This is a genomic window from Pseudomonas sp. GW821-FHT02H09, from assembly GCF_059421425.1.
The window spans coordinates 68,248-86,033 of sequence record NZ_JBWKVA010000024.1 but is presented as its reverse complement, the minus strand read 5'-3'; the positions used below and the strand labels follow the sequence as shown (position 1 = coordinate 86,033).

General features: G+C 60.4%; 16 protein-coding genes and 1 pseudogene. 11 read left to right on the top strand and 6 right to left on the bottom strand.

Annotation, left to right across the window (positions count from 1 at the left end; genetic code table 11):
* Window positions 1-68: 68 nt before the first annotated feature.
* From AC07VR_RS26730 to qhpG, 4 genes are read left to right on the top strand one after another with little or no spacing between them, the layout of a single operon-like run.
* Window positions 69-1,973, top strand: coding sequence for a sigma-54-dependent Fis family transcriptional regulator (locus tag AC07VR_RS26730; RefSeq protein WP_495013059.1), 1,905 nt, complete (start codon window positions 69-71; stop codon window positions 1,971-1,973).
* Window positions 1,973-3,691, top strand: coding sequence for an ABC transporter ATP-binding protein (locus AC07VR_RS26725; RefSeq protein ID WP_494994064.1), 1,719 nt, complete (start codon window positions 1,973-1,975; stop codon window positions 3,689-3,691). The genes AC07VR_RS26730 and AC07VR_RS26725 overlap by 1 nt, the downstream gene beginning before the upstream one ends.
* Entirely contained in the window at window positions 3,681-4,358 is a 678-nt protein-coding gene (gene qhpE, locus AC07VR_RS26720) for a subtilisin-like serine protease QhpE (protein WP_495013058.1), read from the top strand. The genes AC07VR_RS26725 and qhpE overlap by 11 nt, the downstream gene beginning before the upstream one ends.
* Window positions 4,355-5,671, top strand: coding sequence for a flavin-dependent monooxygenase QhpG (gene qhpG / locus AC07VR_RS26715; protein ID WP_495013057.1), 1,317 nt, complete (start codon window positions 4,355-4,357; stop codon window positions 5,669-5,671). Before qhpE ends, qhpG begins: the two co-directional genes overlap by 4 nt.
* A gap of 94 nt (window positions 5,672-5,765) precedes the next feature.
* Here the strand turns inward: qhpG and AC07VR_RS26710 are convergent, their stop codons facing one another.
* Window positions 5,766-7,256, bottom strand: coding sequence for an aldehyde dehydrogenase family protein (locus tag AC07VR_RS26710; protein ID WP_494994061.1), 1,491 nt, complete (start codon window positions 7,254-7,256; stop codon window positions 5,766-5,768).
* A gap of 240 nt (window positions 7,257-7,496) precedes the next feature.
* Complete coding sequence (locus AC07VR_RS26705) at window positions 7,497-8,165, bottom strand: HAD family hydrolase (RefSeq protein ID WP_494994060.1); 669 nt, start codon at window positions 8,163-8,165, stop codon at window positions 7,497-7,499.
* 351 nt (window positions 8,166-8,516) lie between these two features.
* Here AC07VR_RS26705 and peaA point away from each other — a divergent pair, with 351 nt between their 5' ends.
* The 4 genes from peaA (at window position 8,517) to peaD (ending at window position 13,091) form a co-directional block, all read left to right on the top strand.
* The gene (peaA, locus tag AC07VR_RS26700; protein WP_495013056.1) at window positions 8,517-10,097 is read left to right on the top strand and encodes a quinohemoprotein amine dehydrogenase subunit alpha; all 1,581 of its coding nucleotides are present in this window, start codon (window positions 8,517-8,519) and stop codon (window positions 10,095-10,097) included.
* Between the two features lie 81 nt (window positions 10,098-10,178).
* Window positions 10,179-11,609 (top strand): quinohemoprotein amine dehydrogenase maturation protein, encoded by a 1,431-nt coding sequence (peaB, locus tag AC07VR_RS26695; protein ID WP_494994058.1) that lies wholly within the window; start codon window positions 10,179-10,181, stop codon window positions 11,607-11,609.
* 1 nt (window position 11,610) lies between these two features.
* Complete coding sequence (qhpC, locus tag AC07VR_RS26690) at window positions 11,611-11,934, top strand: quinohemoprotein amine dehydrogenase subunit gamma (protein ID WP_489071896.1); 324 nt, start codon at window positions 11,611-11,613, stop codon at window positions 11,932-11,934.
* Between the two features lie 38 nt (window positions 11,935-11,972).
* Window positions 11,973-13,091, top strand: a complete 1,119-nt coding sequence (gene peaD / locus AC07VR_RS26685) for a quinohemoprotein amine dehydrogenase subunit beta (protein ID WP_495013055.1) — start codon at window positions 11,973-11,975, stop codon at window positions 13,089-13,091.
* Between the two features lie 47 nt (window positions 13,092-13,138).
* Here the strand turns inward: peaD and AC07VR_RS26680 are convergent, their stop codons facing one another.
* Window positions 13,139-13,537: a GFA family protein gene (locus tag AC07VR_RS26680; protein ID WP_495013054.1), complete on the bottom strand. Its 399-nt coding sequence runs from the start codon at window positions 13,535-13,537 to the stop codon at window positions 13,139-13,141.
* A 159-nt stretch (window positions 13,538-13,696) separates the two neighbouring features.
* Here AC07VR_RS26680 and AC07VR_RS26675 point away from each other — a divergent pair, with 159 nt between their 5' ends.
* Complete coding sequence (locus tag AC07VR_RS26675; protein WP_494994055.1) at window positions 13,697-14,185, top strand: SRPBCC family protein; 489 nt, start codon at window positions 13,697-13,699, stop codon at window positions 14,183-14,185.
* Between the two features lie 261 nt (window positions 14,186-14,446).
* On the opposite strand, the pseudogene AC07VR_RS26670 reads toward AC07VR_RS26675, so the two are convergent.
* Both AC07VR_RS26670 and inhA read right to left on the bottom strand, forming a co-directional pair.
* Window positions 14,447-14,618 (bottom strand): annotated as a pseudogene (locus AC07VR_RS26670) (PLP-dependent aminotransferase family protein); the annotation flags it as partial.
* 33 nt (window positions 14,619-14,651) lie between these two features.
* Window positions 14,652-15,341, bottom strand: coding sequence for an isonitrile hydratase (inhA, locus tag AC07VR_RS26665; RefSeq protein ID WP_495013053.1), 690 nt, complete (start codon window positions 15,339-15,341; stop codon window positions 14,652-14,654).
* A gap of 112 nt (window positions 15,342-15,453) precedes the next feature.
* On the opposite strand from inhA, the gene AC07VR_RS26660 reads away from it, so the two are divergent.
* Entirely contained in the window at window positions 15,454-16,461 is a 1,008-nt protein-coding gene (locus tag AC07VR_RS26660) for a GlxA family transcriptional regulator (RefSeq protein ID WP_495013052.1), read from the top strand.
* 185 nt (window positions 16,462-16,646) lie between these two features.
* Complete coding sequence (locus AC07VR_RS26655) at window positions 16,647-16,955, top strand: class I SAM-dependent methyltransferase (RefSeq protein ID WP_495013051.1); 309 nt, start codon at window positions 16,647-16,649, stop codon at window positions 16,953-16,955.
* 11 nt (window positions 16,956-16,966) lie between these two features.
* Here AC07VR_RS26655 and AC07VR_RS26650 read toward each other — a convergent pair whose 3' ends face one another.
* Window positions 16,967-17,728 carry an enoyl-CoA hydratase gene (locus tag AC07VR_RS26650; protein WP_495013050.1) on the bottom strand — a complete coding sequence of 254 codons (762 nt, stop codon included), beginning with the start codon at window positions 17,726-17,728 and terminating at the stop codon, window positions 16,967-16,969.
* Between the last annotated feature and the right edge of the window lie 58 nt (window positions 17,729-17,786).

Sequence of the window (17,786 nt, the reverse complement as noted above, 5' to 3'; positions counted from 1 at the left end):
AAAGATTGCATCAGGCGCTGCTGTATCCAGGCGCAGGTTTTACTGGGCGGACCGATCCGGAGCGCTTGATGACTCTTATAAAAACAATAAACAGTGAACTGCAACATGAAGCCCGACTGGCTCGGGAGAAGCTTCATCTTGAAGGCGAAGTCCCCGATGGGGTGTTGCGGGCCGAAATCGATGCGTCATGGCGGCGCAGCCTCAGCCATGGTGTGCATTTCAATGGCAATCATGAGCTGGCTCTGGAGTCGAGCGCCAGCCTTGAGGTGCTGCTGGCCAGCAATCGCCTGTTGATCGATGCCGCAATGCCGGCGATCGACTACCTGGCCGCTCGCCAAGGCAAGGAAGGGCTGATCATTCTGGCCAATTCCGAGGCCACCATTCTGGCCGTCGAAGGTCGCGCCGATCGCCTCAAGGGCAGTGGGCTGCAAGACATCACCCTCGGTGCCTGCTGGAGCGAAGCGGTGCGCGGCACCAATGCCCTCGGCACCGCACTGGTGGAAGCCCGGCCGACCCTTATCGATTGCGGCGAGCATTACCTCGATCGCCTGAGTGACTTCTCCTGCACCTCGGTGCCGATTCATTGTCCTCAGGGCGACATCCTCGGTGTACTCGATTTGACCCGTGAAGGTCCGCTCGGGCGAGTCCATGACAGCACCGCGTTGCTGGCCATGGCGGTCAGCCAGATTGAGAGCCGGGTGTTCAACGCCAGCTATCCAGAGCAGATCGTTCTGGCTTTTCACAGTCGTCGACAGTACCTCGAATCACCCTGGCAAGGACTGCTGGCGGTGAGCCTTGGCGGGCAGATTCTGGCGGTCAGCGCCCAGGCTTGTCAGTTGCTCAACGCCGAGCGTTCGGCCTTGGTGGGGCGCCGCTGCGAGGAGTTTCTCGGGGTGGATGGTTTGCAACTGCTGGCGCGTCTGCAGCAGGGCGGCATCGGTAGCCTGCAAACCGCCAAAGGCGAATTCTTCTACAAAACCCTGCGTGCGCCACAGCGCTCGATCAACGTCGCCAGCACAGCGCGCAGTCTCGGCAAAACAGCAAAAACTCAACCGGATTTCGATGCCCTGGCAGGCAGTAATACTCGCTATGCCCGTGCTTTGCGCATGGCCCGTCAAGGTTTGGCCAATCAGTTGCCGGTGTTGCTGCTGGGCGAGACCGGAACCGGGAAAGAAGTCATCGCACGGGCATTGCACCTGGCCGGTAGCCGCTGCGACAAACCCTTTATCGCGGTGAACTGCGCGGCAATCCCGGAAGGTCTGATCGAGTCGGAACTGTTCGGCTATCGTGAAGGTGCCTTCACCGGGTCCCGTCGCGGCGGGATGATCGGCCGTCTGCAACAGGCCCACGGCGGCACGCTATTTCTCGATGAAATCGGCGACATGCCGCTGTCGTTGCAAGCCCGTTTGTTGCGGGTCTTGCAGGATCGCAAAGTCGCGCCGCTGGGCGCCGGCGAGGAGCAGGACATCGATGTGGCGCTGATCTGCGCCACCCACCGCGACCTCAAGCGTCTGGTGGAGGACAAGCACTTTCGCGAGGACCTGTTCTACCGCGTCAATGGCATCAGCGTGATGTTGCCGGCCCTGCGCGAGCGTGAGGACTTCAGCGCCTTGGTAAACAGCTTGTTGGGAAAATTGGGCGCGCCTGCGATCAGGCTCCGCGAGGATTTGAACGCCTTGTTGGCCGGCTATCACTGGCCAGGCAATATCCGCCAGCTGGAAATGGTCCTGCGCACCGCGTTGGCCATGCGCGAAGAAGGCGAGATCGAGTTGAGCCCGGAGCATCTGCCCGACAGCATGCTCGATGAGCTCAACACCAGTGACCGGCCGCAGACCGGCAGCATTCGCGAGAACGAGCTGGAGCTGATCCGCCAATCGCTGGACAGCCATCAAGGCAACGTGTCGGCCGCCGCCGACGCGTTGGGTATCAGTCGCGCGACGCTGTATCGCAAACTCAAACAGTTGCGCAACTGATGCAGCGCTTGATTGTCAGGCTGATCGATAGCCGGGACCCACAAGCGCTGCAAGCCGCGCTGAAGTGGCTGTATGGCTTCGTCCGGCCCCATCGCCTGGCCATCGGCGGCCTGCTCGGGTTGTCGGTGTGCGCCTCGTTGCTGGTGCTGGTGCAACCGTGGTTGACCAAGTTGCTGATCGACGATGGCCTGCTGGCGCGCAACTTTCCCATGCTGGTACTGATTGCCGGATTGATGATCGTCGCCGGGTTGCTCGGCACGGCGCTGTCGGGGATCAATCGATACCTGCACACGCGGCTTTCCGGACGAATTCTCTTCGCCTTGCGCGATGACCTGTATCGGCATTTGCAGACGCTGTCGCCAGGCTTTTACGGGCAACGGCGGATCGGCGACCTGATGTCGCGCCTCGACGGCGACGTTGCGGAGATCCAGCGCTTCGCTGTCGATTCGCTGTTCTCCGCGGTCTCCAGCGTCATTGGGCTGGTCTGCGCGGTGGCGATGTTGCTGACCTTGTCCTGGAAACTCTCGCTGCTGGCGTTGGTGCTGATTCCGCTGGACGTGCTCTGGTTGCGCTGGATGCGACGCAAAGTCGAGCGCGATGTACGACAGCTGCGTGAGCGCTCGGCAGACATGTCGTCGTTCCTGGTCGAGACTTTGCCGGTGATGAAGTTCATCCAGAGCGCCGGTCAACAACAGCGCGAAGCGCGTCGGCTGGAGAGGCTGGGGCAGGGTTACATGAGTCAGTTGCTGCGCCTGCAGGTGACTGAGTTTTTCACCCAGTCGGTCCCCGGTACCCTGACCTCGTTGTCCCGCGCCTGTGCTTTTTTGATTGGCGGTTACTGGGTGGTGCAGGGGACGTGGCAGCTCGGTGCGCTGATCGCGTTTTCCACTTATCTGGGGATGGCGGTGGGGCCGGTGCAGAGTCTGCTCGGGCTGTACGTGGCCATCCAGCGCATGACCGTCAGCCTTGGCCGGGTCATGGAGTTGCGCGGTGAAGAACCGAGCGTCGTTACCCCGGCCGATCCGCAGCCGATGCCGAGCTCGGGTGAGCTGTGTTTTCAAGCGGTGCATTACAGCCATCCAGGGCGCCCGATGACCTTGTGCGGCATCGAAGCACGAATCCCTTATGGTTTGAAAGTCGCGTTGAGCGGCGCTTCCGGTGTTGGCAAGACGACACTGATCGATCTACTGCAACGCCACCACGATCCACAGTCCGGCCAGGTGTTGCTCGATGGCGTTGACCTGCGTGAGCTGGACCTGTTCGAGTTGCGCCGGCGCATCGCCGTGGTCAGTCAGGACATCGTACTGTTTCGCGGCAGCCTGGCGGACAACCTGTCTTATAGCGTGCCCTCGGCCAGCCGCGAAGCGATTACCGAAGTGGCGCGTCTGGCGCAACTCGACAGCCTGATCGAATCCTTGCCCGAAGGCCTCGACAGCCCGTTGGGGGAGCGCGGCCAGCAGCTGTCGGGCGGTCAGAAACAGCGGATCGCCATCGCCCGCGCGCTGTTGCAAGCCCCGTTGATTCTGGTGCTCGATGAAGCCACTTCGGCGGTCGACGAAGCCACGGAGCGCGAGGTGATCGAGGCCATCGACCGGCTGTTTGCCGGGCGTACGCGGATCCTGATCAGTCATCGGCCCTCGACCCTGGCGGACGCCGACCTGCGTTTTGAATTGGTGGACGGTGTGCTCAAGTCATCGAAGGTGCTGCATGAAGCCTGAGCTGCGGATCGGCGTTGTCGATAGCGGTCATTCAATGGCGCAGCGAACGCGAGTGGTCGCCGGGCGGCGTTTCTGTCTGGTGGATGAGGGGCTGGCTGAAGATGATTTGCATGATGATCCCCTCGGCCATGGCAGCGCAGTGATCGATGCCATTTGTCAGCGTGCACCGTCGGCGTTGTTTTGCGTTGCGCAGGTTTTCGATCAGCGCGGGGTGACCAGTGCGTTGCAGATCGCCACGGCCATTGATTGGTTGGTCGAGCAGGATGTGCGGTTGATCAACTTGAGCCTGGGTTTGCGTCAGGATCGCAGCCTGCTGCGCGAAGCCTGCGGGTTGGCGCAGGAGCGTGGAGTGTTGCTCTGCGCTTCCTGCCCGGCGCAGGGCGCGGCAGTGTTTCCGGCGAGTTATCCGGGGGTGCTGCGGGTCACCGGCGATGCGCGTTGTGGCGAGCATCAATGGTCGTGGCTCAACAGTCAGCAGGCGGACTTCGCAGCCTGTGTTCGCGGCACTCATCCGGGGCAATCCGGTGCGAGTCTGGGGTGTGGGGCATTGAGCGGGCATATCGCCAATTATCTGGCCGAACATGACGATGCAAGCAATCCACAGATCATCGAATGGCTGCGCGAGAATGCCTGTTACCGCGGCCCTGAGCGGCGCGTCTGGACATGAGTGCGATCCTCATTCTCGGGGCCGGGCCAGCCGGGGCGGCGGTGGCGTTGGGCTTGCGGCGGCTTGGCTATCCGGTGACGCTGGTCAGTGACTGGCGCCGGTTTGCGGCACTGGAAGGCGTTTCGGTGCGGGTTCTCGACGCCCTGCGTGGCGCGGGCTTTACCCATGCATTGGACGATGCGACGCTGCCTTCCCAGCGTCAGGTGTCGTGGAACGCTCAGCAACACGCGCAAAATATCGAATTCCTGCTGGATCGTCCGCGCTTTGATCGAGGCCTGCGCGAAGATTTGCGCCTGGCCGGTGTCGAGTTGGTCGAAGGGCGGGTGCTGGCGGTGCATTCAGAGGTATCGGGCCATCGAGTGGAAGTCGAAGGGCGCGCAGATATAGCGGCGCATTTTCTGGTTGAGTCGCGAGGACGCCAGGCTCCGGCGTTGGGTAAAGGTCTGCGCGGGCCGGAAACCGTCAGCCTGCTCAACCGCTGGCAAGGTACGCCGGGCACCACGGCAAGCGCGGTCGAGAGTCTTGAAGACGGTTGGGCCTGGATGGCGCGGCGGGCCGATGGTCAATGTTATTGGCAACTGACGGTGGACGTGGCCAGCGCCGGGTTGCCGGGTAAGGCGCAGTTGCTCGATTACTGTCGGGGCAGGCGCCAGGCATCGGCGTTGGCGATCGACTTTTTTGGCGCTGCACCTGAAATCGAGCTGCAACTGCATGCCCGCAGCAGCACGGCGATCCTTTGTCCGCAGGTCTGCGGGGATAACTGGATTCGGGTCGGTGATGCAGCGATGGCGGTTGATCCGCTGTCGGGTAACGGCATCTTTCAGTCCTTGTCTTCGGCGTTGCAGGCGCCGGTGGTGATCAACACGTTACTCCGTGCACCTGAACGCGCGGCCCTGGCAAAGCAGTTTCATCAGCAACGAGTCGAGCAACTGTTTCTACGTTTTGCCCGTATCGGTCGTGACTTCTATGCCGATGAACAGCGCTGGCAGGAGCAGCCGTTCTGGCAGGCACGTCGCCAGTGGCCGGACAGCGAACCGGCGCACAAACCGGCGGACTTCGCCTCGCTACGGATACAGCGTGCACCGGTGTTGCGCGAGGGTTTGGTGGATGAGGCCGAGGTGGTGGTGACGGCGGATCAGCCGCTGGGGATCTGGCATCTGCAGGGCGTTGAGCTGGCGCCTTTACTGCGACGTCTGCAAACCCGGCCAGCGGAACAGGCGCTGGCGGATTTGACGGTGGAGCAGGGGAGGATGGTTCGCGGATGGTTGTTGGGGCAGGGGTATAGGCCGGCTGCTCCTACAAAAGCTGTTTGATCGTTCCCACGCTCCGCGTGGGAATGCCGCCAGGGACGCTCCGCGTTCCGCTTTAGGATGTGACGCAGAGCGTGGGAACGATCAGGTGAGGGTGTCACAGCTTGATCAGCACCGACTTCAACTCGGTGTAATGTTCAATCGCCGCATAACCCATTTCCCGCCCGACACCGGACATTTTGTAGCCACCAAACGGCAGCGCCGGGTCCAGGGCGCTGTGGCAATTGACCCACACCGAACCGGACTTGACCCGCGGAATCATCCGGTGCACCGCCGCCAGGTCGTTGGACCAGATACTCGCGCCCAAACCGTAGGGGCTGTCGTTGGCCATGCGCAGGGCATCGGCTTCGTCGTCGAAAGGAATCGCCACCAGCACCGGGCCGAAGATTTCCTCCTGCACCAGCGAGTGCTTCTGATCGACGTCGACGATCACTGTCGGCTTGACGAAAAAGCCCGGTCCAAACTGCTCGCCACCACAGGCGATGGTCGCGCCACTTTCACGGCCCATTTCGATATAGCGATAAACCCGTTCCTGCTGGCGGGCCGAGATCAATGGACCCATCTGCACGCTAGGGTCCAACCCATTGCCGAGCTTCATGGCGTTGGCTATATCGGCGATGTCGGCCACTACATTGTCAAAGTGTTTGCGCTGCACATACAGCCGCGAACCGGCGCAGCAAACCTGACCCTGGTTGAAGAATATTGCGCTGGCGGCGCCTGCTGCGGCGCTGTTCAAATCGGCGTCGGCCATGACGATGGTCGGTGATTTACCGCCTAACTCCAGCGTGACGCGGGTCATGGAATCCATGGCGATCTTGCCGATTTCTTTGCCTACAGCGGTGGAGCCGGTGAAGGTCAGTTTGTCCACCAGCGGGTTGTGGGTCAGGGCTGAGCCAGCGGTAATGCCGGTGCCGGTCACCACGTTGAACACGCCAGTCGGGTAGCCGGCTTCGAGCACCAACTCCGCCAGTTTCAGCGCGGTCAGCGGTGTTTCGTCAGCCGGTTTGAGCACTACGGTGCAACCGGTCGCCAGTGCCGGGCCGAGTTTCCAGCAGGCCAGCAGCAGCGGGAAATTCCAGGCGACGATGGCCCCGACCACACCCACTGCTTCACGGCGGATGAAACTGTGAAACTGATCATCCGGCATCAGTGGCAATGAAACTTCGACGCTCGAACCTTCGATCTTGGTCGCCCAACCGGCCATGTAACGCAGGAAGTCGATGGACAGCTGTACATCCATGACCTGTGCCACCGCCGCGCTTTTGCCGTTGTTCAGGCATTCCAGCTGCGCCAGTACTTCGGCGTCGCGCTGCATCAGATCGGCGAGCTTCCACAGCAGGTTCTGCCGCTCCCGAGGCCGGGTGCGAGTCCACGCAGAATCATCGAATGCCTGGCGTGCCGCGAGCACCGCGCGATCCACATCGTCCACTGTGGCACGGGGCACCACGCAAAGTATTTCGCCGCTGGCCGGGTTGTGCAACGGCATGGTCTGACCGTCAGCGGCCTCGACCCATTCGGCGCCGATCAGCATGCGTGGCGCGCGTTGAATAAAAGCAGTGGTGGCAGGGAGCAGGGAAGGGAGCTGCATGGCGTGACCTCTTGTTGTTCGAAAATAAAGGTTCGAAGTGAGGCGAGGTCTTTCGCAATGGCTGTGCCAAGTGGATAAGTTCGGATAACTGGCTGATTTTCAGCAAGTTATGGATTTTGGCGAGCGTGCTGGGGCAGGTGCTTCGTCGCAATTTGCGACAGCACTGAGACGTCTCCGATTGTTTTTTCGCCGATTTTTCGCTCCCAAGGGCATTAACAGCCCTTGGAGGCACGCGTCGCTCTAAGCCTGGCGACTCAGCATCCGATCAATCACTTCCCACAGCGCCGCATCGGTAAAGTCATCAATCACCAGATGCGCCCCGGCAGCCAGCAATGCTTCACGGCTCTGACTGGTGACCAGGCCGACCGTGAAGATGCCGGCCTTCACCGCTGCCGTCAGCCCGGGGATCGAGTCCTCGAAGGCGATGGCGACGTGGGCTTTGGCGTTCAGGCATTCAAGGCCGGTGAGATAGGGCAGCGGGTCAGGTTTGGCCCGAGGTAGTTCTTCCGCGACCACCACCGTCTCAAAGCGTTCTCGCAAACCCAAGGCTTCAAGCATGTGATCGGCATTGGCTCGTGGGGCATTGGTCACCACGGCGACGCCGATGCCTTGTTCCCTGGCAAAGTCCAACAGCCGCACCAGCCCGGCCATGGGCGTGAGTTGCGGTGACAGTTCACGGAACCGCGCTTCCTTGCGATCAGCAAAGGCTTGGTGTTCGGCCACCGAGCGCTGGGGGAACAGATAGCGGCACATGTTGGCGTTGGCCTGACCGCTGACGTGGGCTTCGAATTCTTCCTTCGTGAACGCCCGGCCATCCTCCTCCTGCAGCAGCTGTTGCAGGGCCAGCAGGTGGAGTCTGTCGGTGTCGGTCAGGGTACCGTCGAGGTCGAAAAGCAGGGCGTTGAGCATGGCTGGATTCCTGTCAGGCCGCGTCCGGGCCGGGTGCTGAAGCGGTTAAGCCGTCATCGTAGCAGCTGGCGAAGCCTGCGTTCGGCTGCTATGGGATCTATCGCCTATGCTCGTCTCAGAGTGGAACAGTTGTCGCGAAATTAGACGTTGGCAACCATCGATCCAATCGGTCTGCGGCCGCGGATTTCGGTTAATACCTTGATTAAAAACACTATTTATAAGCTGGCACGCTCCGTGTATTGCTCATGTCAGACGTTTCTCAGGCCTGCGTCAACAGCGTGCCGGTTGACGGTAGAGACCATAAAAACGATCCATAAAAAATAAGAAAGCACCGTGCGAGGTTCGACGTTGATGAAGAGAAAACTCCGATCAGGCATGAGCGGCAGCCTGCTGGCGATAGCCGCTTGTGTGGCCCTGCATTCTCCCCCAAGCATGGCGGCGCGTGATGCGCAGACCATCCTCAAGGAAACCTGTCAGGGCTGTCACACCCCCGAGGCTGGCAACGCTCTGAGCCGCATCAGCCACCAGCGCAAGACCCCGGAAGGCTGGCTGATGAGCATCGCCCGTATGCAGACCATGCATGGTCTGCAGATCAGCGATGAGGACCGTCGTACGCTGGTCAAATACCTGGCCGACACCCAAGGCCTGGCGCCGAGCGAGACTGACGGTGTGCGTTATGCGCTGGAGCGTCGACTCAATACCGTCGAGCATTTCGATGACCAGACCAGCCAGATGTGTGGCCGCTGCCACTCCGGTGCGCGGGTTGCCTTGCAACGGCGGCCGGCTCAGGAGTGGGAACGCCTGGTGAACTTCCACCTGGGGCAATGGCCGTCGTTGGAGTATCAGGCACTGGCCCGCGACCGTGACTGGTTCGATATCGCTCGCAAGGACATGGTGCCGCTGCTGGCCAAGCGTTATCCGCTGGAAAACCAGGCTTGGAACAATTGGCTTAAAACAGCTCCGAAAGCCGACTCACTGGCAGGCGAATGGAGCTTCAGCGGCCAGTTGCCGGGCAAGGGTGAACTGGCCGGCGTGATGACCGTCAGCACCGCTGGCACCGATCAGTTCAAGGTCAGCGTCAAAGGCCAATACGCCGACGGCAGCCCGTTCAATGGCGAAGGCAGCGCAATCCTCTACAGCGGCTACGAATGGCGCGGCAACGTGACGATCGATGGCGTGGTCATGCGTCAGGTGTTCGCCGCCAAGGGCAGCGAACTGCAAGGCCGCATGTTCGAGGCCGAGCACGATGAGCGCGGGCTGGACTTTATTGCGGCAAGGCACGGTTCCAGTCGTTTGCTGGCGGTGCAGCCGGGTTACCTGAAAGCCGGTAGCGAAACTGAAGTCACGCTGATCGGCAGCGGTCTCACTGGCAAACCAAACTTCGGCAAAGGCGTGGACGTGGTCGAAGTGCTGGAGCAAAGCCCTGAGCGCTTGCGGGTCAAACTCAAGGCGGCTGCGGATGCGAAGCCAGGCTTGCGCGAGGTCACGCTGGGTAGCCTCAAAGGTGCCTCGCTGGCGGTCTATAGCAACATAGCCGAGGTCAAGGTTGTGCCCGGGTTTTCGGTGGCACGGATCGGCGAGGGCGGCGGTTCCACACCGAAGGTCCAGGGCCGTTTCGATGCCGAAGCCTGGGGCAAAGGTGCTGACGGCAAGCCATATCGGATCGGCGTGTTCCCGGCGCAGTGGAAGGTCGAAGCCTTCGATGAGCGCGCCAAGGAGGACGAAGACGTCAAGTTCGCAGGCCAAATGCAGGCCGACAGCGGGGTGTTCACTCCGGGCGATGCCGGGCCCAATCCACAACGCAAAATGTCCACCAACAACGCTGGCAACCTCAAGGTAATCGCCGCCGTGGATGACGCCGGAAAATCCCTGACCGGTGAAGGCCACATGATTGTCACCGTGCAACGCTGGAACAATCCACCCATTCCCTGATGGTCTGGCTAAACCAGCAGTTCAGGCATTTTCAGGAATGACCGCAGACCCTGAATAACCGGGTTTGCACAGGAGGTTGCGATGGGCGCTGTTTTGAATCTGATCGAGCGGAATCTGCACGAAGTGCATGTCGATGCCGACCGCATGTTGTTCCACATTCCGAGCAGTTCGCTGTTTGCCAGCGATGAACTGACGGGCACGATTATCGATACCTTGCGCGGTCCCGGTTGCTCGTCCGACGACCTGATCGAGCGCCTGGCCGCGCGCTACGGCGGCGAGGAAATCACCGAGACCCTGCGCGAGCTGATCGCCCTGGAACTGGTCAGCGACGGTTCGCCGCTGACCCCGGACATCGGCGTCAAACGGGTCGAGCGCACGGCGATCAATACCGTGGTGCTGAACGTCAACACTGGCTGCAATCTGAGCTGCACCTACTGCTACAAGGAAGACCTCGACAAGCCGTCGGCCGGTAAGAAAATGGACGTCGAAACGGCGATCGCTTCAGTGGAAATGCTGCTGCGCGAATCCCCGGATGAAGAGCGTTTCACTGTGGTGTTCTTTGGCGGCGAGCCGCTGAGCAATCGCAAGCTGATCGAATACATGGTCGACTACTGCGAGAAGCGTTTTTCCGAGGCCGGAAAATTCGTTGAGTTCGTCATGACCACCAACGCGACGTTGCTCACTGAAGAGACCGTCGACTACCTGAATGCTCACCGCTTCGGTTTGTCAGTGAGCATCGACGGCCCGAAAACCGTGCACGACCGCAACCGTATCACCGTGGGCGGGCAGGGTACGTACGACGTGGTCCGGCGCAAGGCCGAGATGCTCTTGTCGCGCTACAACAGCCGCCCGGTGGGCGCGCGAGTGACCCTGACCACAGGCGTCACCGACGTCGAAACCATCTGGGATCACCTGTTCAATGAGCTGGGCTTTGCCGAAGTCGGATTCGCCCCGGTGACCTCCGGCGACATCAGCAGCTTCAACCTGTCCAGCGAGGAGCTGATTGAAGTCTTCGCCAACATGAAAAAACTCGGTCGGCGTTATCTGGAAGCGGCGCTGGAGCACCGCAATATTGGTTTCTCCAACCTGCACCAGTTAATCACCGACATCCACGAAGGCCACAAAAAAGCCCTGCCGTGCGGTGCGGGTCTGAAGATGCTGGCGGTGGATCACAAAGGCGAGCTCAACCTGTGCCACCGTTTTACCGGTTCGTCGTTACCGACGTTCGGCAACGTCCACAGCGGGGTGAAGCAGGTCGAGTTGAACGACTTCCTGTCCCAGCGTCTGGACCGCACCAACACCGGTTGCGAAGACTGCCACATCCGCAACCTGTGCTCCGGCGGCTGCTACCACGAAAGCTACGCCCGCTATGGCGACCCGACGCACCCGACCTATCACTACTGCGAGTTGATGCGTGACTGGGTCGACTTCGGCATCCAGGTCTACACCCGGATCATGGCCCACAACCCTGCGTTCATCAGCAGCTACATCACTCCGCGCAAGGCTCACTGATATGAAACATCTCAAGGCAATCAACAACAAAGCCCAGAAGCTCGATCAGGCCGCGGCCGAAAACCGTATCGAAGAAGTGGTGGCGATGAACTCCGTCGCCGGCTGCGCCTCGACCACCGACCCCGGTTGGGAGATCGACGCCTTTGGCGGCGTGTCGTCGCTGTGCCAGCCGATGGAGGCTGACCTTTACGGTTGCTCCGACCCCTGCTGGTGGCCGGCCCAGGTGCCGGACATGATGAGCACCTACCCGGACTGGAACAAAGATGCGCAAGCCTCCAACGAGAGCTGGCGCAATCTCGGGACTGTTTTTCCGAAAGACAAATAGTTCCCGAAAGACAAATAATCCCACAGAAGGATTCCAGCATGCTTCGCACCAATGTCTGCGGCCTTGCCGCTTCCGCCATTCTAGGCGCGTGTTCGCTCACGGCACTGGCCGATGAAAACCCGATTCTCGAAACCGGTCACGAGTACATGTTGACCACCAATTACCCGAACAACCTGCACGTCATCGACCTTAAGACCGACAGTCTGTACAAGACCTGCAAACTGCCGGACGCCTTCGGCCCGGGCACTATCCAGCTGTCCCCGGATCGCAAGATTGCCTACGTGCTGAACAACCATTACGCGGATGTTTACGGCGTCGAGCTGGATAGCTGCAAGCAGGTATTCCACGCCAGCATCACCCAACAACCGGGTGAAAAAGCGCGCTCGATGTTCGCCTTCACCGTCAGCCACGACGGCAAGGAGCTCTACACCGTCGCCAATCCGACATTGATGCGCAGTGACCATTACGAAGTGCAGGCGCCAAGGCTGGATGTCTACGCCACCGACGCCGGCATGAGCGCCAAACCGGTCCGCAGCTTCCCGGCGCCACGGCAGCTCACCATCATGCAAAGCGGCGATGACGGCACGCTCTATGTGGCAGGCGCGGACGTCTACAAGGTCGACGTGAAAACCGGAAAATTCGACGTGCTGATCCCCAGCCGCCACTGGAAACGTCCGTTGTACAGCCCGCCGGACGTGCTCTACGTGTGGAACCAGCAAACCTATCGGCATGACTTCTCGCTGCTCTACACCGCAGCGAAATTCAAAGACAAGAAGGAAGACCCGGCGACCGCCGAGCTCCTTTACGGCCTGTTCAGCATCGACTTGAATACCGGCAAAACCGAAACCACCGACTTCGGACCGTTGACCGAAATCTATTTCAGCGGCATGCGTTCACCCAAAGACCCGAACCTGATGTTCGGCGTCCTCAACCGGTTGGCCAAGTACGATATCAAGCAGAAGAAACTGCTCCAGTCGACAACCCTGGATCACTCCTACTACTGCATCTCGTTCAACAAGGAAGGCAGCAAGATCTACCTGGCCGGGACCTTCAATGACGTGGCGATTTTTGATGCCGACAGCCTGAAGCAGGTGGGCAGTATCAAAATGCCGGGTGGGGATATGGCGATTACCACGGCACAGGTGTTTGTGCGCTGATGGTCAAACCGGCTGCTCTCGGATGAGAGGGTAGCCGGCCACGGGTTTCACTCTTGCCATTCTGGCCAGGACACTACCGCTTCATACTCAAGCCACGGCACATCATGGGACGTCCATATGTGCGCCTGTGGCTTGATTTCCGGATCGTCATCGAGCGTCGCGACGCGAACAATCACATGAGGCTGACCCAAGCGCTGTGCCACTAAATGGGAACCGCAGACAGAGCAGAAGTGTCGCAGTTTTCCCGGTGAAGATTCGAAGGATGAAAGCTTGTCCTGACCTTTGATCCAGCGAAAGTGTTCTCGCATGACGCCTGCCGTGGAAGCAAAAGCGGCGGCGTGAGCTTTGCGACAGGTGTGGCAATGGCAGTGGCTGATCGGCATGTCGAGGCTATCGAGCTGGTATTCGATGGTTTTGCACAGGCAACTGCCTTTGAGGGTATTCACGGATTCATCCTTGTATCTACTTTTAATGACGATTACCGGCCATATGGGGGGATTAATGGCCAAACTTCCCGACGTTTGCCGATAGTTGAGAATACCTGATGTAACGTGAGGGTTGCTCCCCGGGACGGGCAGGCCTACTGTTCATTCAGGAGGATTGCTATGAACACATCATCAGATCACATTGAAAGAAAGGTCTTGCTCAACGTGCCGCGCTCACTGGTCTGGCGTGCGCTAGCGGATGCTGAAGCCTTCGGTGACTGGTTCGGCGTGGCGCTCAAAGGGCAACGCTTCGTCGCGGGCCAGCGTACCCAAGGGAAAATCACCTATCCGGGGTACGAACATCTTGTGTGGGATGTACTGGTCGAGCGTCTCGAGCCGGAGCTGGTTTTTTCCTTCCGTTGGCATCCTTATGCCGTGGATCCCGGTGTCGACTATTCGGCGGAGCCCACCACGCTAGTGCGGTTTGAGCTGGAAGACCTGGGGGACTCGGAGGATCCGGAGGACCCGGACGCCGGCACCTTGCTGCGGGTAGTGGAGTCCGGTTTCGACGACATCCCGGCGGAGCGTCGTCTGAAAGCCTTCCGCATGAACAGCAGGGGCTGGGACGAGCAGATGAGCAACATTGAGACGTATCTCGCTGCGCATTGAGGTTATCCAAAACGGTGCGCCGATCGTCATTTACTGCACGACGGCGCGGTTATGGCGAAAGGCTTACACGCGGTCGATGGAATGTCGTCTGTTGACGCTTGGGCATTGAGCCTAATCTACATCCATCAACTGAAGCGAAGGACGCGCTCAGGGTCATGGATGACCGACCATTTGCATGGAATGCAGCCGACAGGATGTCGTAATGGTCTTGAAAAACCCGCTTCGGCGGGTTTTTTGTTATCTGCTGAAAAGTCCGCAGCTTCAGACCTCGACCACTTCGCGCAGGGTTTCCAGCGTCCGTTTCAACATTGGCAGCCCGATCGCCCCCCCGCAGTGCGTGGGGCACATGGGCGGTCGCCGCAAACGGTTCTGCCGTTGTCACCATCACGCCCTTACGCTTTAGCTCGGCGACGACACTTTCCGCGCGCAGGCCTCCCTCGCCACAGATTGTGTGTTCGGCGCAGCTTTACCAGTTGTGACTCAGCTGCTGCGCAACCCGATCGGCAACCTGACCACGTAGCTTGCGCGATTGCGCCGAGCGCCGATTGGCTTCCTCCAGCACCGCGCGCGGTGCAGTCTGCGGGCTGCCGGAGTCGAACGGTGGAGCAGGAGCGTATTCGAGCTGCAGCTGCACCAGTTGCGCCGTGTCTTCGCCGAACAATTCACTGGCCAGGCTCAGCGCGAAATCGATTCCGGCGGTAATGCCTCCGCCGGTCAGCAAGTTGCCGTCGCGCACCACACGCTCGCGTATTGGAATGGCGCCCAACGGGCCAAGCAACTCGTGGTAAGCCCAATGAGTGGTTGCACGTTTGCCGCGTAGCAGTCCTGCGGCGCCCAGCACCAGGGCGCCGGTGCAGACCGAGGTGATATAGCGCGCGTGGCTGGCCTGACGTTTGATGAAGTCCAGGGTCTCGGTGTCTTCCATCAGCGGTTCGACACCGGAACCGCCGGGAATGCAGATCACGTCCAGGGGCGGGCAGTCGTCGAAGCGGGTGGTCGGGATCAACATCAGGCCGGTGCTCGAACTCACCGGTTCGAGGTCCTTCCAGATCAAATGCACGGTGACGTCCGGCAGCGAGGCCAGCACATCATAAGGCCCGGTCAGGTCGAGTTGCTGAACCTGTGGAAACAACAGAAAACCGATCTGCAGCGTCATTGCACAATCCTCGTGGTCGATCCAATGCACTCACCCGGCATGGGTGGACGACTTCACTCTATCGACGTAGGATTTGGCGTATACGCCAATAAGCCCACGATTTACGCCAGTCATGACGACCCAACCGAAAACTGTTTATGTGCTGGCCTTTGCCAACGTGCAAGTGCTCGATGCGACCGGGCCGTTGCAGGTCTTCGCTTCGGCCAATGATCTGGCCCGTCAGCAAGGTTTGCCGCAGCCCTATGCGCCGACGGTGATTGCCGCGCAGACGGGACCGGTGATGTCTTCAGCCGGGCTGGCGCTGGTGGCCGATCCGCTGCCGGCGAAGGACCGGCCGTGCGACACGCTGATTATCGCTGGAGGCTGGGGCGTCTACGCGGCGGCCGAAGACGCCAGCCTGGTTGAGTGGGTACGCCAGCAGGCATCAGTATCGCGACGGGTTGCTTCGGTCTGCACCGGCGCTTTTCTACTGGCTGCCAGCGGTTGGCTCGACGGTCGGCGCGTGGTCACCCACTGGACCCGCTGTGAACAGCTTGCACAGAAACATCCGCAACTGCGGGTCGAGCCCAACCCGATCTTCATCAATGACGGCCCGGTCTGGACCTCGGCCGGGGTGACCGCCGGTATCGACCTGGCACTCGCCCTGGTCGAAGAAGACCTCGGCCGAGCCATGGCCCTGGAGGTTGCACGGCAACTGGTGGTGTTTCTCAAACGCCCAGGTGGGCAGTCGCAATTCAGCGTGACCTTGTCCCTGCAAAAAGACGGCAATCGCTTCGACGAGCTCCACGCCTGGATCGCCGAAAACCTGGCCATGGAACTCAACATCCCGACCCTGGCGCTACAAGCCGGGATGAGTGACCGCAGCTTTGTGCGGCATTACCGGGCCGAGACGGGTCAGACTCCGGCTCGCGCGATTGAGTTGATTCGGGTGGAGACCGCGCGGCGCTTGTTGTGTGATACCGGCGTGCCGATCAAGCGGGTGGCGGCGCAGTGCGGGTTTGGCAGTGAAGAGACGCTGCGGCGCAGTTTCTTCAGGGCCATGGGTGTGACACCTCAGGCTTATCGAGAGCGGTTTTCAACGGAGGACGTCGGGCAGCAGAGTGATCATCGAGATTCTTGACACTGCACCATCGGCTTCTCTAGGATGCTGCTCATGCGCCGATTTAAACAGCTACTTGCGGGGCGCCAGGTGACTCAAAGGGTTACCGACAGAAGCTTGAAACAGGCTTCGAAATACCGCTAAAGCGCTGGTTCGGTGTTGCCTCTCACCTGCCATGCAGACTTTTGAGGCAGAGACTCGACACGATGAATGCACTTCGCCCCCTTATACGTCTGGCGCCGATCACGGCGGACCTCACCCAGCGCAATCCAAAAATCCTTCTTGGCGGTAAACATCAACCCACTTTGCTGCGCTATCTCGATGGCTGGCCGCGACGCACCGGTGGTCCTTCGGCTTTTCTGATTCAGTTTGTCGAAGACGGGGAGTCGCTGGCGCGCTTTGCCAGCGACAGTTTCGATCTGGCGGTGATTCAGGCACCCAGCGCCGAGCACGCGGCAGAAGTCATCAAGCAACTGACGCGAATCGCCCGGCAAGGGTTGATTACCCGCCGCTGAGGCCAGTGGGTTCAGGCCTTGGTGCTACTGCGTTGCAGCATGGCGTTCAACGCGTCCTTGGCTTCGGTGCTGTTCAGACGTTCGATAAACAGCAGGTTTTCCCTGCGCAGGGTTTCCTCCAGTTCCTTCAGCACTGGCTGCTTAAGCAGCCGTTTGCTGTGCAACAGGGACTCGCGAGGCAGGGCCAGCAGTCGATCGGCCATCCGTTGTGCTGCGGCCAGACATTGTTCGCCGTCGTCCAGCACTTCATTGGCCAGCCCCCAAGCCACCGCCTGAGTGCCGTCCAGGCCGTCGCCCCAGAGCAGCAGTCGGGCGGCTCTGGCATGGCCGAGCATGCGCGGTAACAGCAGGCTTGCACCGAATTCAGGGCACAAGCCAAGGTTCACGAAGGGCATGCGCAGTTTGGCATTACGGGTGACCAGCACCTGATCGCAATGCAGCAGGAGGGTGGTGCCGATACCGATGGCAGCGCCGCAGACCGCGGCGATCAACGGCTTGTCCAGATGGATGACCGCGTCCATGAGACGGAACGCCGGGCTATTCAGATGGGTCGGTGGATCCTGGAGAAAGTCCTGCAGGTCGTTGCCACTGGTAAAGCACTGTTCGCCCCCAGTGATGATGACCACGGCAGTCTCGGGGTCTTCGGCGGCAGCAAACAGCAGGTCGGCCAGACGGGTGTACATGCTGTTGCTCAGGGCATTGAGCTTGTCCGGACGGTTGATGGTCAGGGTCAACAGTCCGCCGCTTTGGTTGCACTTGATCAGGTCGTTCATGGGGTCGCCTTTGCTGGATTTCACTGTCCGGAACACCACGGGTTCCGGCAGTTTCTTG

Bases quoted from the DNA above. Each gene is read 5' to 3' on its own strand.
- AC07VR_RS26730 (WP_495013059.1), top strand. From the start codon at position 69: ATGACTCTTATAAAAACAATAAACAGTGAACTGCAACATGAAGCCCGA.
- AC07VR_RS26725 (WP_494994064.1), top strand. From the start codon at position 1,973: ATGCAGCGCTTGATTGTCAGGCTGATCGATAGCCGGGACCCACAAGCG.
- qhpE (WP_495013058.1), top strand. From the start codon at position 3,681: ATGAAGCCTGAGCTGCGGATCGGCGTTGTCGATAGCGGTCATTCAATG.
- qhpG (WP_495013057.1), top strand. From the start codon at position 4,355: ATGAGTGCGATCCTCATTCTCGGGGCCGGGCCAGCCGGGGCGGCGGTG.
- AC07VR_RS26710 (WP_494994061.1), bottom strand. From the start codon at position 7,256: ATGCAGCTCCCTTCCCTGCTCCCTGCCACCACTGCTTTTATTCAACGC.
- AC07VR_RS26705 (WP_494994060.1), bottom strand. From the start codon at position 8,165: ATGCTCAACGCCCTGCTTTTCGACCTCGACGGTACCCTGACCGACACC.
- peaA (WP_495013056.1), top strand. From the start codon at position 8,517: ATGAAGAGAAAACTCCGATCAGGCATGAGCGGCAGCCTGCTGGCGATA.
- peaB (WP_494994058.1), top strand. From the start codon at position 10,179: ATGGGCGCTGTTTTGAATCTGATCGAGCGGAATCTGCACGAAGTGCAT.
- qhpC (WP_489071896.1), top strand. From the start codon at position 11,611: ATGAAACATCTCAAGGCAATCAACAACAAAGCCCAGAAGCTCGATCAG.
- peaD (WP_495013055.1), top strand. From the start codon at position 11,973: ATGCTTCGCACCAATGTCTGCGGCCTTGCCGCTTCCGCCATTCTAGGC.
- AC07VR_RS26675 (WP_494994055.1), top strand. From the start codon at position 13,697: ATGAACACATCATCAGATCACATTGAAAGAAAGGTCTTGCTCAACGTG.
- inhA (WP_495013053.1), bottom strand. From the start codon at position 15,341: ATGACGCTGCAGATCGGTTTTCTGTTGTTTCCACAGGTTCAGCAACTC.
- AC07VR_RS26660 (WP_495013052.1), top strand. From the start codon at position 15,454: ATGACGACCCAACCGAAAACTGTTTATGTGCTGGCCTTTGCCAACGTG.
- AC07VR_RS26655 (WP_495013051.1), top strand. From the start codon at position 16,647: ATGAATGCACTTCGCCCCCTTATACGTCTGGCGCCGATCACGGCGGAC.
- AC07VR_RS26650 (WP_495013050.1), bottom strand. From the start codon at position 17,728: ATGAACGACCTGATCAAGTGCAACCAAAGCGGCGGACTGTTGACCCTG.